Genomic DNA, 14,010 nt, shown 5'->3' with positions numbered 1-14,010 from the left:
TTTCCAGCGCATCTGCAAATTTTTCGCGGTAAACTGCCGCGCAGGGCGACGTGGCGCTTGCCCCAAACCAACTTGGGCGCGTAACTCTTTCAACGAGGGAAATTGGAGGAAGTGCACCATGGCATACAATGACGTCTACGCCGCTTGGCAGGCAGACCCGGAAGGCTTCTGGATGGACGCCGCGAAGGCGATCAGCTGGGACAAACCCCCTTCGAAGGCGCTTTTCGACGACAACGCACCGCTCTATGAATGGTTCTCGGATGGCATGGTGAACACTTGCTACAATGCGGTGGACCGGCATGTGGAAAACGGTCGCGGCGATCAGATCGCGATCATCTATGACAGCCCGATCACCGGGCGGCAGTCCAAGATCACTTTTGCAGAGCTGAAAGAGCGTGTCGCCAAATTGGCGGGCGGGCTGCGCGACAAAGGTGTGCAGAAGGGCGACCGCGTCATCATTTACATGCCGATGGTTGCCGAAGCTCTGGTCGCCATGCTGGCCGTGACGCGCATCGGTGCGGTTCACTCGGTCGTGTTTGGTGGCTTTGCGTCCAACGAACTGGCCGTGCGGATCAATGACGCCAAGCCCAAGGCAATCATTGCTGCCTCCTGCGGGATCGAACCGGGTCGCGTCATCGCCTATAAACCGCTGTTGGACGGGGCGATCGACATCGCCACCCACAAACCAGACTTCACAGTGATCTTGCAGCGCGAAGAGAACCCTGCAGACCTGATCGACGAGCGCGACCATGACTGGAATACCTTGCAAGAGGTTGCGACACCTGCCGATTGTTTGCCGGTCGAAGGCAACCACCCCGCCTATATTCTTTATACTTCGGGCACCACAGGTCAGCCCAAGGGCGTTATCCGTCACACCGGCGGGCATCTGGTGGCGCTGAACTGGACCATGAAAAATATCTATAACGTGGATCCAGGCGATGTCTTCTGGGCCGCGTCAGATGTGGGTTGGGTCGTCGGCCACAGCTATATCACCTATGGGCCTCTGGTGCATGGCAACACCACCATCGTGTTCGAAGGCAAACCCGTCGGCACCCCCGACGCGGGCACCTTCTGGCGGGTGATCTCGGAGCACAACGTCAAAAGCTTCTTCACCGCCCCCACCGCCTTTCGTGCCGTGAAACGCGAAGACCCCAAGGGCGAGTTTGTCAAGAAATACGACCTGAGCTGCCTCAAGCAGGTTTATCTGGCCGGCGAGCGTGCCGACCCTGACACCATCGTCTGGGCACAAGATCAACTGAAGGTGCCCGTGATCGACCACTGGTGGCAAACCGAAACGGGCTATGCGATTGCTGCCAACCCTCTTGGGATCGAGGAGCTTCCGGTCAAGCTTGGCTCTCCTTCGGTGCCAATGCCTGGATATGATGTGCAAATTCTGGATGAAGGCGGGCATCCGATGGCGGCAGGTGAACTTGGCGCGATTGCTATCAAGCTGCCGCTGCCTCCGGGCACGCTGCCAACGCTTTGGAACGCGGAAGATCGTTTCAGATCAAGCTATCTGACCACCTTCCCCGGCTATTACGAAACCGGCGATGCGGGCTACAAGGACGAAGACGGCTATCTGTATATCATGGCGCGCACCGATGACGTGATCAACGTCGCCGGTCACCGCCTGTCTACGGGCGGAATGGAAGAGGTGTTGGCCAGCCACCCGGACGTGGCCGAATGCGCCGTCATCGGCGTCACGGACCAGTTGAAAGGCCAACTTCCGTTGGGTTTCATTTGCCTGAACGCCGGTTGTGATCGTCCACATGATGAGGTCAGCGCTGAATGCGTCAAGCTGGTGCGCGAGAAAATCGGCCCCGTCGCTGCGTTCAAGCTTTGCGTGGTTGTGGATCGGTTGCCCAAGACACGATCCGGCAAGATCTTGCGTGCCACCATGGTGTCGATTGCAGACGGCAGGGACTACAAGATGCCTGCTACCATCGACGACCCGGCCATTCTGGACGAGATCAAGGACGCGCTTGCAGGGTTGGGGTATTCCTGACGCTGGCAGGCGCAGCTCAAGACAGTCACCTCCGGGCACATTACCGGGGGTGATTTTTTTTGGTCTTTCGCGTTGGTGAGGGTATAGACATCTACAGGTGCGCCAATTTCCGGCGATTGGGCCTATGTCAGGTGAATTTTTATGAATGATACAGGTAAAGGTCGCGACGATCGCAGCGTGCCAGAAGCGCTCGTTTCGGCAGAAAATTCACGCTGCAAGATCCTTATCGTCACCGCACTTGCGACGGAAGCCCAGTTCCCACAGCAGCTTTTTGACGACCTGCACTGCACCGCGACCTATACTTTTTCACTGACCGAAGCCGCGAAAAGCGTGGCCCGCGACTGTCCTGATCTGGTTCTGCTGTCCCTGACGATCGGCAAGAAAAGCACATTGCAGTTGTTGTCGGACCTTCGCAAACGAGCGCCCGAAACTGCGGTTGTGGCGATTTCGCAAAGCGATCAGATAAACGACGCGGCCGAGGCGATGCGACTTGGCGCGGTCGATTGCCTTTTCTTTCCTTTCACCCAGGAACGGTTGCGAAAGACCGTGACAGCAACGCTTCGCAACGCTGGTGCGATAGCCCCGCAGAGGCGCGCGCGCGGTCATTCGTCCGAAACACCCGACGACGACGACAAGGCTCCAACAAGATTTGCGGGACACAACATCAAACACGGGATGATCCTGTCCGATATCGCAATGGAGCCCGTCCTGAAGGCCTTGAATGCAGTTTCGGTCTCGGTCGCACCTGTGTTCATCCAAGGCGAAACGGGCACTGGAAAAGAGCTTCTGGCGCGCGCCATCCATGCCGAAAGCGGCCGGGCGGAAGGCAAATTTGTCGTGGTCGATTGCGCGCGGCTTGATCCAGACACGCTTGGCTCTGAGATATTTGGCCACAAACGCGGGGCATTTCCCGCAGCCCATGCCGACAAGATCGGTGCCGCACAGGCTGCAGATGGCGGAACTCTGTTTCTGGACGAAATCGCGCATACCGACCTGCGAGTTCAGAAGCAGCTTATGCGGTTTCTGGAAGCCGGTGAGATTTTGCCATTGGGCGAAACACATCCCCTGAAAGTCGACACCCGTATCATCTGCGCTACCACGTCCGATGCGCAGGCAGAAATCAAAGCCGGGCGGTTGCGTGAAGACCTGTATTTCAGGCTCCATGTCGTACCAATCACCCTTCCTGCACTGCGCAATCGTGGACAGGACATCGTGGCCATTGCCAACACCAAGCTCGTTCAGATCGCCCAGGACGAAAACCGAAGTTTTCGCAGATTTGCACCCGACGCGATGAACTTGCTTTTGTCACATCCTTGGCCTGGCAATGTGCGACAGTTGATTAACGTGATCTGGAACGTGGTCTTGCTGCATGACGGAGAGCAGGTAACAATTGATATGTTGCCGGCAGATTTTCAGGCCGCCGCCGGGCAGGCTTGGACCGGGCAAACGCCGCCCAACCTGTCCTCTCATCCTGACCTGATCGGGCGCAGCTTGGCTGAGATTGAACGGATCATAATCGAAGACACCATCCGCGCAGAAGGCGGATCTGTCCCCAAAGCCGCGCAGGTTCTGGGCGTGTCGCCATCGACGATCTATCGCAAACGCGAAAGCTGGTTTGATCACTAAGCCAGCGGCTAGACGAATTGCTCGCGGATCAAACGCTCTTCCAGCCCGTGACCAGGATCAAACAGGATCCGGTGGGAAATATCGTCCTTGGAATGAATTTCCACCGATACGACATTCGGAAACGACCGACCATCCGCGTCCGCCATCACCGGGCGCTTCTTGTGCTGAAGCACATCAAAGCGCACGACCGCTTGCTTTGGCAAGAGCGCCCCGCGCCAACGACGTGGACGAAAGGCAGACATGGCCGTCAAGGCCAGGACATCTGACCCGATCGGCAAAATGGGGCCGTGCGCCGAATAGTTATAGGCGGTCGACCCCGCCGGCGTGCTCAACAGCGCGCCGTCGCAGACGAGCTCATCCAACCGCACCCGGCCGTCGACGCTGATCTGCAAAGTCGCGGCTTGAGGACCAGCGCGCAGCAGGCTGACCTCGTTGATCGCAAGCGCATGGTGAACCTCTCCATCTGCGTTTTCTGCGCGCATGGCCAAGGGGTTGATCACCTCTTCTTCGGCTTCGATCAACCGCTCGATCAGGTTGTCCGGCGAATACTCGTTCATCAGAAACCCGACCGTGCCGCAGTTCATGCCATACACCGGCGCCAAAAGCTCTTGCGTGTCGTGCAAGGTTTGCAGCATGAACCCATCGCCGCCAAGGGCGACGATAACATCGGCCTTGTCACAGGCCACGTTGTCATAGCGCGCCGTCAATTCAGCCTGGGCGTCCTGTGCGATCGGCGCGTCGCTGGCAACAAATGCTATTTTCTGGCTCATATTTGGTTTCCTGCCCCTGACCCTTGGTTTCCGAAAGAAACACATGTTTCCCCAAGTTGCCAGAAATTGCCGCGTCTTTACGCACCGATGTCGCTTTCCGGTCTTTGCGATCCGCAGCGTTTCCGATAGGAAATCCAGATATCTGGCTTCCAACCCAAGGATTACGCGCATGACTGCCACCCGTGACCAAGGTTTTTTTACCGAATCCCTCGCCACCCGCGACCCGGAGCTGTGGGGCTCGATCACTGATGAACTGGGGCGCCAGCGCGACGAGATCGAGCTGATTGCCTCGGAAAACATCGTGTCCGCCGCCGTGATGGAGGCGCAGGGCACGGTCCTGACCAACAAATACGCCGAAGGTTATCCGGGCCGTCGCTATTATGGCGGTTGCCAGTATGTGGACGTGGCCGAGACGCTGGCGATTGATCGCGCCAAAGAACTGTTTGGATGCGAGTTTGCCAATGTGCAGCCGAATTCGGGCAGTCAAGCGAACCAGGGCGCGTTCATGGCGATGATCCAGCCGGGCGATACGATCCTTGGGATGAACCTTGCCTCGGGCGGGCACCTGACCCATGGGGCGGCCCCGAACCAATCGGGCAAGTGGTTCAACGCCGTGCAGTATGGCGTGCGCAAGCAAGACAACCTGATCGATTATGACGAGGTCGCGGCGCTGGCAAAGGAACATCAGCCCAAACTGATCATCGCAGGCGGGTCGGCCATTCCACGTCAGATCGACTTTGCGAAGTTCCGCGAGATTGCCGACAGTGTCGGTGCCTTCCTGCTGGTCGATATGGCCCACTTTGCAGGGCTGGTCGCAGCGGGCGAGCACCCCTCGCCCTTCCCCTATGCCGATGTGGCGACCACAACAACGCACAAAACCCTGCGCGGGCCACGTGGCGGGATGATCCTGACCAATCGCGAAGATCTGGCCAAGAAGATCAACTCGGCCATCTTCCCCGGCATTCAGGGCGGCCCGCTGATGCACGTGATCGCCGCCAAGGCCGTGGCATTTGGTGAAGCCTTGCGCCCTGAGTTCAAGACCTATCAGAAACAGGTCCGCGCCAATGCAGTGGCTCTTGCTGATCAGTTGATGAAGGGCGGTCTGGACATCGTAACCGGCGGCACCGACACGCACGTGATGCTGGTGGACCTGCGCCCCAAAGGCGTGACCGGCAACATCGTCGACAAAGCTTTGGGCCGCGCACATATCACCTGTAACAAGAACGGTATTCCGTTTGACCCGGAGAAGCCCACTGTAACCTCGGGCATTCGCCTTGGCACCCCGGCGGGCACCACCCGCGGTTTTGGCGAAGACGAGTTCCGCCTGATCGCTGATATGATTGTCGAGGTCGTCGACGGGCTTGCCGCCAATGGGGCAGATGGCAACGGAGACGTGGAAAAGGCGGTTCGGGCAAAAGTCGCAGATCTTTGCGCGCGTTTCCCGCTTTATCCGAACCTGTGAGTTTTCACTTTTCGAACCTTTTTTGATAGTTTACAGCCCCAGTCTTCTGATTGGGGCTGTATTTTTCCAACAAACCTCAAGCTCAGATGGTGCGCGCTGATCCTCGCGACAAAACGGTTGCATCCCGGCTTGTCACGACATCGCTTTCTGCAACCAGCCTAGAGATAATCGCGCCAGAACAGCACGCCAAGCGCCAATGCTGCAACCACCAGCAGCTTGAACAGAACGCTGGCCGCCCCCATCACGGCAATGCCACGCCGTCTGTCCCAAGGGTCGACATCAAGCAGATGGCGTTCAAGCGCATCTGCCGCGCGCGACAACCTGTCAATGTCCAACCTGCGTGCCAGCCGCGGATGCGCCGCCTGTCGCAGCGCTTCGACCAACAAAGCGCCTTCCTTCCGCACATAGCGCGGCAACAAACGGCCAGCTCTTTTGAGCTTCACCTCGAACCCAGCCCCGCGGATGTCCAGCCGGTGTTCCAGCAGCTGTGCCAACCGTTCTGTGCGTGCCTGTAAATCCACGAGGCCTCCGAAAAATTCGTCCTGATCATTGTGCCGACACTAGCGAAGGACGCCCAAGATGCGAAGCGAGATGTGGTGTGAAAAAGGGGTTCAAGCCTGCGTTCACCCGCGTTATGAAAACACATGCTTGAAACTCAGTCATTTGGCGATGATGATCGCCACCCGCCCATCTTGATTGCACATGGCCTTTTTGGGTCTGGCCGCAACTGGGGCGTGATCGCGAAACGCCTGGCAGACACCCGGCGTGTCGTGACCGTTGACATGCGCAACCATGGCGCCAGCCCATGGACCACATCGCACAACTACGCCGATATGGCAGATGATCTGGCGCAGGTCGTTGCCTCGACAGGTGGCGAAGCCGACGTGATTGGACATTCGATGGGGGGCAAGGCTTCGATGGTGCTGGCGCTGAACCATCCCTCAATGGTGCGCCGTCTTTTGGTCGCCGACATCGCCCCAGTGGCCTATACCCACGACCAGCAACGGATGATTGCGGCAATGCGCAGCATTGATCTGTCTTTGGTCAACACACGTGGCGACGCGGATCGTCAGCTTGCATCGGTTTTGGACGAGGCATCGGTGCGCGCCTTTCTGCTCCAGTCCCTTGATGTAAAAGAGCGGCGCTGGCGGCTGAACCTTGACGTGCTAGAGCGCGACATGGATCAGATTGTAGGCTTTCCCGATGTCACGGGAGGGTTTGATGGCCCGACGCTCTTTCTGTCGGGCGCTTTGTCGGACTATGTCAAAACGGAACATCGCCCGCTTATCAAAGCCCATTTTCCGAACGCGAAGCTGGCCAAGATTCCAAAGGCAGGGCACTGGCTTCATGCCGAAAAACCCCGCGAATTCGAAGCGGCCGTGCGCAATCTTTTGAACACCTGAAGACCAAAACAAAAAGCCCCGCGAAAGACGCGAGGCTGACTGTATTGGCCACTGTTAGGGGTCTTAGTGGGTCCAGGGACCGCGGCGGTTGGTTGCGAAATTATCGCCATATCCACCGGGTCGGATATTCGGTTTGCGTTTGTGTGGGTCCTGCACAGTCGCCATGATCCCATGTTCTTTCGCATAGGCCAGCGCCGCGTCCTTGCTGTCGAACTTCAGCCGAACCTGACTTTGTGTGTCCGACGACCCTGTCCACCCCATCAAAGGATCGATATCGCGCGGCTCGTTTGCCGCAAATTCCAGCACCCAGGTTTTGGTCTTTCCCATACCAGAGGACATGGCGTTGCGAGCGGGTTGATAGATACGGGCAGGCATCCTGCTTCTCCTTCAAAGACTGCGCAGTTTATCCGGCATGGCGCTTAGCTTTTCAAGCTCAATTCAACAGCAAAGCAACATTGCTGCACAGAATTGAAGCCTAGGCACGCCGTGTCGGGTGCAGAAAGATGCGTTGGCTGGGGGGAAGTGCAGAAAGACTGCCGGTAACCGGCGAGGGAGCGAGGGGTGGGGTGGGTGTTTCGCCGCCACCGACAGTCCATTCTGCTGCTTGCTTGATGAACCTAGCGAGAATGATCAGCCGTCGCAATACCTAAAAACACTTTTAGTTGCATTTTTTCAAATGCAGCGCGAACTTCTTTCCATTATTTTTATTTATTAATAGATGCTTACCAAAAAGCAGTGATAGCGACGTAAATTTGTCGCTTCATCCGCCAACAACTCTTGGTTGTTATTTGGTTCGCCTGACACTGTCTGTCATTTGCGGCGTTGAGAGTCAGTGTCCTAGAAAGGCCCTGTGCGCTCAACTCGCCAATTATGGGGAGAAAAGGGTAAAGTATTCCTTACCCCTTGAAGAAGAACAAAATGTGACCATTCTTAAGCGCGGAAGGATTCGCATGACCCACAGCCCGTTGACCAGCCCGACCCTCGCCCCGACGGCCCGCCCCAAGCTTGAGGGCGGCAAGCGATTTGTCATGCACACACCCTTCCAGCCCGCAGGCGACCAACCCACGGCAATCGCAGAACTTGTCGGCGGGCTGGAAACTGGTGAACGTGATCAGGTGCTTTTGGGGGCGACCGGCACGGGCAAGACCTTCACCATGGCCAAGATCATCGAAGAAACGCAGCGCCCTGCGATCATTCTGGCCCCGAACAAAACGCTCGCAGCCCAGCTTTATGGTGAAATGAAGGGGTATTTCCCTGACAACGCGGTCGAATACTTCGTCAGCTATTACGACTATTATCAGCCAGAAGCCTATGTGGCGCGGTCCGATACCTTCATTGAGAAGGAAAGCCAGATCAACGAACAAATCGACCGGATGCGCCACTCGGCCACCCGCGCCCTTCTGGAACGGGACGATGTGATCATTGTGGCCTCGGTGTCCTGTATCTACGGCATCGGCTCGCCGGAAACCTATACCGCCATGACGCAAGACATCACGGTCGGCAAGGAATACGATCAGCGATCCATCATGCGCGATTTGGTGGCACAGCAATACAAGCGCAATGACAACGCCTTCCAGCGCGGGTCATTCCGGGTGCGCGGCGACAGTCTGGAAATCTGGCCCAGCCACCTTGAGGATCGCGGCTGGCGCCTGTCTTTCTTTGGCGAAGAACTGGAAGGCATCACCGAGTTTGACACATTGACCGGGGCCAAGACAGACACGCTGGAAAAGGTGCGCGTCTATGCAAACTCGCATTATGTGACGCCGACGCCGACCCTGAAACAGGCGATCCAAAGCATCAAACAAGAGCTTGCCGTGCGCCTGATCCAGTTCGAAGAAGAGGGCAAGCTGCTAGAAGCGCAGCGGCTTGAACAACGCACCAAGTTTGACCTCGAGATGCTGGAGGCCGCCGGGTTCTGCAGCGGCATTGAAAACTATTCACGCTACTTGACCGGTCGCGCGCCGGGCGAACCGCCGCCCACCCTGTTTGAATACATCCCCGACAATGCGATCGTATTTGCGGATGAAAGCCACGTATCCGTGCCGCAAATCGGCGGCATGTATCGTGGCGACTACCGGCGCAAGTTCACTTTGGCCGAACACGGGTTCCGCTTGCCCAGTTGCATGGACAACCGACCGCTCAAGTTTGAGGAATGGGACGCAATGCGCCCGCAATCGGTGTTCGTGTCCGCCACGCCCAGCAGTTGGGAGCTTGAGCAGACCGGCGGCGTGTTTGCCGAGCAGGTGATCCGCCCCACCGGCCTTATTGACCCAGAGGTCGAAATCCGCCCGGTCGACATGCAGGTTGACGATTTGCTGGACGAAGTGCGCAAAGTCGCCGCACGCGGCATGCGCACGCTGGTCACAACGCTGACCAAGCGCATGGCCGAAGACCTGACCGAATACCTGCACGAACAGGGCATCCGCGTGCGCTACATGCACTCGGACATCGACACGCTCGAACGGATCGAAATCCTGCGTGATCTGCGCCTTGGGGCGTTTGACGTTCTGGTCGGCATCAACTTGCTGCGCGAAGGGCTGGACATCCCCGAATGTGGTCTGGTCGCCATTCTGGATGCCGACAAAGAAGGGTTCCTGCGGTCCGAGACCTCACTGGTTCAGACCATCGGCCGCGCTGCCCGAAATGCCGAGGGCCGCGTCATCATGTATGCCGACCGGATCACCGGCTCGATGGAGCGCGCGTTGAAGGAAACCGAACGGCGGCGCGAAAAGCAAAAGGCTTATAACCTTGAACACGGGATCACCCCTGAGACGGTGAAGAAGAACGTCGATGACGTGCTGTCGGGTCTTTATTCAGGTGACACCGATATGTCGCGCGTCACGGCGACCATCGAAAAACCGCTGATCGGCGACAATCTGGCCGCGCATCTGGACAGCCTGAAGGCCGATATGCGCAAAGCCGCCGAGAACCTCGAATTCGAAGAGGCCGCCCGCCTGCGTGACGAGGTGCACCGGTTGGAGGCCGTGGAGCTGGCCGTGGCGGACGACCCTTTGGCGCGGCAATCCGCGATCGAGGCGGCCGGGGAAGCGGCGACCAAGACAAAGGGGCGTTCGACGGCTGGCAAACCGGGACAGCGGGCGGGTCGCAAAGGGCGTGGCGGATAAAAAACGCGCCCGCCATTTCTGACGGGCGCGCTGGGTCTGACCTCGTGAGTGGTGGCTAGGCGGTCAGACGAAAGTGAAACTATTGGCAAATGGCATCTCGGTCGGGCGGGTGCCGGTGGCTTGAAAAATCGCCTCGGCCAAGGCGGGCGCGGCTGGTGGCACGGGCGGTTCGCCCACCCCTGTGACGTGGTCACGGTTCTCCAAGCCACGCACCATAATTTCGGGGGTTTGATAAATGCGCAAACCTTCGAAATCGTAGTAGTTGTCTTGCTCGGCCATGCCGTCGGAATAGGTGATCTGACTGTTGATCGCGTGGCCAAGCCCCCAGATCACGCCGCCCTGCACCAAGTTCTCGAAATTCACCGGATCAATGACGCGGCCGACTTCGGCGGCGACCCAGACTTTGTCCAGCTTGATGCCATCCTCGCCATTGGTGATCTCGATAATCTGCGCGCAGGGGGTGCCGAAGGACAGGCAGAAGGCTACGCCGCGGGCTTTGTTTGCGCCCAGCGCGCCGCCCCAACCTGACATCTCGGCTACGGCCTCAAGTGTTTTGCGCGACGGCTCATCCGTCATAAGGCGGAGGCGCTCCTCGACCGGGTCGGCCCCAGCCTCGTGGATCAAAGCGTTCAGGAAATTCTCGTGAAAGAACCCGTTTTGCGACGCCCCGACTGACCGCCACGAACTGACCGGGCCCAACTTTGGCGACCGGTAGCCCGTCACGCGATAGTGCGGAATCGCGTAGGGCTGATCCCAAAGCGCCTGTGTGATGGTCGCATCCGGCCCCGGCAAACCCATGCCCTGCCGCTCGCCCATCTGGCTGTCCAAGATCGACGGAGACGCGACGCGAATATCCATCGACGTTACGTGCCCCGCCTCAACTGACCCGCGGCCCCGCATCAGCGCAATGGGGCGGGTGAAGTCCTGGGCGGTGTCCTCTTCGCGCTTGAATGTCAGCTTGACCGGCGTGCCCGGCAAGGCCATCGCCAGCTCTGCACAGCGTTTCACAACGTCATCTTCAAGCCGGTGCCCAAAACTGCCGCCCATCATCAGGATATGCACATGCACATTATCGACTGGCACACCTGTGATCTTGGCAACATTGGCCTGTGTCATGCGTGGGATCTGGTTTCCGGTCCAGACATCAACGCGGGTGCTTGTGACCCGAACCGTGGCATTCAGCGGCTCCAGCGGTGCATGCGCCACATAGGGCGCGCGGTATTCAGCCTTGATCGTCATGGGTATGCTGTCCACATCACCATCGTCGCGTGGTCGGGCATCTTGATCGCCGCTGTCCAGCGTGTCTGCAAGAACCTGCCAATGCTGGTCCTGTTCGGCAGGATATGGCGCGTCACCCCATTCCACGTCGATCGCATCCACAGCCTGAAAGGCGCGCCATGTGTTGTCGGCAATCACGCCCACCCCTCCGGTGACGGGGATAACCTTTTGCACACCGCGCATCCCTTCAGTTTCGCTGGCGTCAAAGCTGATGACCTCGCCACCCTTGCGCGGGTTTAGCCGGATGGCGGCATGAACCATGCCCTCCATCCGCATATCGATCCCATAGCTTTGCGTGCCGGTGGTTTTCGCCGCCATATCAACGCGCTGCATGGGCTTGCCCACCAGCCGCCATTGGGTTGACGGGCGCAGCACCACATCTGTAACGGGCTTGATCTCGGCGGCCTTGGCAGCCAGCGCCTGATAGGGAATGCGCTTGCCGTTCGGCAGCACGACCGCGCCGCGTTCGGTTTTCAGTTGAGTGGTGGCCAGACCCGTTTGTTCGGCGGCAGCGGCTTTCAATGTCTCGCGCGCAACGGCCCCTGCGACGCGCAGCTTCTCATACCCATCAGGCACGGTGGTCGAACCACCGGTGAGTTGGACGCCCATCAGCTTCATCACCAAATCGACGGTCCCGCGCATGGTGTTGGCCGCAGCACTTTGGTTGGTCGATGGGAACGGGACGGCATCGTTCGCAAGGGCAGTATTATAATAGGCCTTTGAGGGCGGGCCGGGATCAACCTTGATCTGGTTCAGATCGACATCCAGTTCCTCGGCGATCAAAGCCGCCTGAACGGAATACGCCCCCTGCCCCATATCCGCGCGCGGTGTGATCAGGGTGATCCCTTCCGCGTCGATCAAGACATAAGGCGTCAGCGCCGCCTCACCCTCGGCCAGCGTGTCAAGAAGCGGGTTTTCCAACGGTTGATTGTATTTATAGAATCCAAATGCCACCCCACCCAAAATCGCGGTCGACCCGACAAGGAAAGAGCGACGGGCGATGGTTCCAGCACGTCCCACGATCACGCCCCCTTCAGGTTTTGCGCCGCCGTTTTGACGGCCGCGCGGATACGTGGATAGGTGCCGCAGCGACACAGAATTCCGGACATGGCTTCGTCAATATCGGCGTCCGTTGGTGACGTTGTATTTGCCAGAAGCTCTGCCGCCTGTATCATCTGCCCGCTTTGGCAATACCCACACTGCGCGACCTGATGTTCAAGCCATGCAGCTTGAACAGCTTGCATTTCGGCAAGATCGCCCAACCCTTCGATTGTCGTAACCGAACCTTCCACGTCAGCGGCAAGAACTTGGCATGACAGGACCGCGACGCCATCTACATGCACCGCGCAGGCGCCACAGACTGCGACACCGCAGCCATATTTTGGCCCATCCAAGCCCAGCTCGTCGCGTAAAACCCAAAGAAGTGGCATGTCATCTTCGACTGCCAGTTCATGAATTGTGCCGTTCACTGAAAGCTTCATTGCGTGCTTCTTTGATCTGCTTCAGGGGGACGCGTGATGTCAGGTTGCGCCACTAACTGACCGCCAGTCATAAATAGTGACCACATAAACTTCTCTCACGCAACCATGATTTCGGTGCGCCAGTCTTTGCACCTGCGCTTGAGCGTTTCGGGCAGGTCGGTGTCCGTCACAACCAGATCCAGATCGCTCAGCGACGCGATCCGCGCAGGGGCCGCGCGCGCCAGTTTGGTGTGGTCGCACACAACGATCGCTTGCTGCGCCTGACACAGCGCCGCCTGACTGACCACGACCTCTTGCAAGTCGTAGTCGAGCACATCCCCGTCGGCATCCAGCGCCGAACACCCGATCACCGCATAATCAAACTTGAAATCGCGCACCAGTCGCGCCGCCAGTTCGCCGACCAATCCACCATCGGCAGGCCGCCTTACCCCCCCTGTCACGACCACCTGGCAGTCTGGGTTGGCGGACAGAATCTGCGCGACATTGGTGTTGTTGGTGACCACAAACAGCTTTTGGTGATGGATCAGCGCGGCCGCAACGGCCTCGGTTGTGGTGCCGATATTCAGAAAAAGGGCGCAGTCATTCGGGATGAGCCGCGCCACCGCACGGGCGATGCGCGACTTGCCAGTCTGGTTCAGCGCGCGCCTCTCTTCGTAGGCGATATTAGCGACGCCTGAGGGCAAGATCGCACCACCATGCACACGCTTCAGTCGCCCGTCCAAAGCAAGGTCGTTCAGATCGCGCCGGATGGTTTGCAAGGTGACGCCAAAATGCGCAGCCAACCCAACAACAGAGACCTTCCCGTCGCGCCTGGCCAATTCAAGAATCTCGGGAATGCGCAGCGTTTGGGACATGGTCGC

At 58.5% G+C, this 14,010-nt stretch carries 11 protein-coding genes; 5 read left to right on the top strand and 6 right to left on the bottom strand.

Annotation, left to right across the window (positions count from 1 at the left end; translation table 11 throughout):
• The first annotated feature begins 118 nt into the window (after positions 1 to 118).
• Together Q0864_RS01055 and Q0864_RS01050 are read left to right on the top strand one after the other, a co-directional pair.
• Positions 119 to 2,005, top strand: coding sequence for a propionyl-CoA synthetase (locus tag Q0864_RS01055; RefSeq protein WP_298565321.1), 1,887 nt, complete (start codon positions 119 to 121; stop codon positions 2,003 to 2,005).
• Between the two features lie 141 nt (positions 2,006 to 2,146).
• Complete coding sequence (locus Q0864_RS01050; protein WP_298565319.1) at positions 2,147 to 3,631, top strand: sigma-54 dependent transcriptional regulator; 1,485 nt, start codon at positions 2,147 to 2,149, stop codon at positions 3,629 to 3,631.
• An 8-nt stretch (positions 3,632 to 3,639) separates the two neighbouring features.
• On the opposite strand, the gene Q0864_RS01045 is transcribed toward Q0864_RS01050, so the two are convergent.
• Complete coding sequence (locus Q0864_RS01045; protein ID WP_298565318.1) at positions 3,640 to 4,401, bottom strand: NAD kinase; 762 nt, start codon at positions 4,399 to 4,401, stop codon at positions 3,640 to 3,642.
• Positions 4,402 to 4,570: 169 nt separating this feature from the next.
• Between Q0864_RS01045 and glyA the strand changes: the two genes are divergently transcribed.
• On the top strand, positions 4,571 to 5,863 hold the full coding sequence (glyA, locus tag Q0864_RS01040) for a serine hydroxymethyltransferase (protein ID WP_298565315.1): 1,293 nt from the start codon (positions 4,571 to 4,573) through the stop codon (positions 5,861 to 5,863).
• A 158-nt stretch (positions 5,864 to 6,021) separates the two neighbouring features.
• Here the strand turns inward: glyA and Q0864_RS01035 are convergent, their stop codons facing one another.
• Complete coding sequence (locus tag Q0864_RS01035) at positions 6,022 to 6,384, bottom strand: hypothetical protein (RefSeq protein WP_298565312.1); 363 nt, start codon at positions 6,382 to 6,384, stop codon at positions 6,022 to 6,024.
• 123 nt (positions 6,385 to 6,507) lie between these two features.
• Between Q0864_RS01035 and Q0864_RS01030 the strand changes: the two genes are divergently transcribed.
• Entirely contained in the window at positions 6,508 to 7,266 is a 759-nt protein-coding gene (locus Q0864_RS01030) for an alpha/beta fold hydrolase (RefSeq protein ID WP_298565309.1), read from the top strand.
• 63 nt (positions 7,267 to 7,329) lie between these two features.
• On the opposite strand, the gene Q0864_RS01025 is transcribed toward Q0864_RS01030, so the two are convergent.
• Entirely contained in the window at positions 7,330 to 7,641 is a 312-nt protein-coding gene (locus tag Q0864_RS01025) for an ETC complex I subunit (protein WP_298565307.1), read from the bottom strand.
• Positions 7,642 to 8,216: 575 nt separating this feature from the next.
• Here Q0864_RS01025 and uvrB point away from each other — a divergent pair.
• On the top strand, positions 8,217 to 10,391 hold the full coding sequence (uvrB, locus tag Q0864_RS01020) for an excinuclease ABC subunit UvrB (RefSeq protein WP_298565305.1): 2,175 nt from the start codon (positions 8,217 to 8,219) through the stop codon (positions 10,389 to 10,391).
• A 63-nt stretch (positions 10,392 to 10,454) separates the two neighbouring features.
• Here the strand turns inward: uvrB and Q0864_RS01015 are convergent, their stop codons facing one another.
• The 3 genes from Q0864_RS01015 to Q0864_RS01005 all read right to left on the bottom strand — a co-directional run bounded on the left by Q0864_RS01015 (position 10,455) and on the right by Q0864_RS01005 (position 14,004).
• Positions 10,455 to 12,689, bottom strand: coding sequence for a molybdopterin cofactor-binding domain-containing protein (locus Q0864_RS01015; protein ID WP_298565302.1), 2,235 nt, complete (start codon positions 12,687 to 12,689; stop codon positions 10,455 to 10,457).
• Between the two features lie 2 nt (positions 12,690 to 12,691).
• Positions 12,692 to 13,150 (bottom strand): (2Fe-2S)-binding protein, encoded by a 459-nt coding sequence (locus tag Q0864_RS01010; RefSeq protein ID WP_298565300.1) that lies wholly within the window; start codon positions 13,148 to 13,150, stop codon positions 12,692 to 12,694.
• 95 nt (positions 13,151 to 13,245) lie between these two features.
• The gene (locus Q0864_RS01005) at positions 13,246 to 14,004 is read right to left on the bottom strand and encodes a DeoR/GlpR family DNA-binding transcription regulator (RefSeq protein ID WP_298565299.1); all 759 of its coding nucleotides are present in this window, start codon (positions 14,002 to 14,004) and stop codon (positions 13,246 to 13,248) included.
• Positions 14,005 to 14,010 lie beyond the last annotated feature (6 nt).

This window comes from uncultured Aliiroseovarius sp. (assembly GCF_947497285.1).
Taxonomy (GTDB): Bacteria; Pseudomonadota; Alphaproteobacteria; order Rhodobacterales; family Rhodobacteraceae; genus Aliiroseovarius.
This window is presented reverse-complemented; position numbering and strand designations above follow the sequence as displayed.

What these genes read in the sequence shown, in the direction of transcription:
- Q0864_RS01005 (WP_298565299.1), bottom strand. Translation starts at nt 14,004, where the DNA reads ATGTCCCAAACGCTGCGCATTCCCGAGATTCTTGAATTGGCCAGGCGC.
- Q0864_RS01010 (WP_298565300.1), bottom strand. Translation starts at nt 13,150, where the DNA reads ATGAAGCTTTCAGTGAACGGCACAATTCATGAACTGGCAGTCGAAGAT.
- Q0864_RS01025 (WP_298565307.1), bottom strand. Translation starts at nt 7,641, where the DNA reads ATGCCTGCCCGTATCTATCAACCCGCTCGCAACGCCATGTCCTCTGGT.
- Q0864_RS01030 (WP_298565309.1), top strand. Translation starts at nt 6,508, where the DNA reads ATGCTTGAAACTCAGTCATTTGGCGATGATGATCGCCACCCGCCCATC.
- Q0864_RS01055 (WP_298565321.1), top strand. Translation starts at nt 119, where the DNA reads ATGGCATACAATGACGTCTACGCCGCTTGGCAGGCAGACCCGGAAGGC.
- uvrB (WP_298565305.1), top strand. Translation starts at nt 8,217, where the DNA reads ATGACCCACAGCCCGTTGACCAGCCCGACCCTCGCCCCGACGGCCCGC.
- Q0864_RS01045 (WP_298565318.1), bottom strand. Translation starts at nt 4,401, where the DNA reads ATGAGCCAGAAAATAGCATTTGTTGCCAGCGACGCGCCGATCGCACAG.
- Q0864_RS01050 (WP_298565319.1), top strand. Translation starts at nt 2,147, where the DNA reads ATGAATGATACAGGTAAAGGTCGCGACGATCGCAGCGTGCCAGAAGCG.
- glyA (WP_298565315.1), top strand. Translation starts at nt 4,571, where the DNA reads ATGACTGCCACCCGTGACCAAGGTTTTTTTACCGAATCCCTCGCCACC.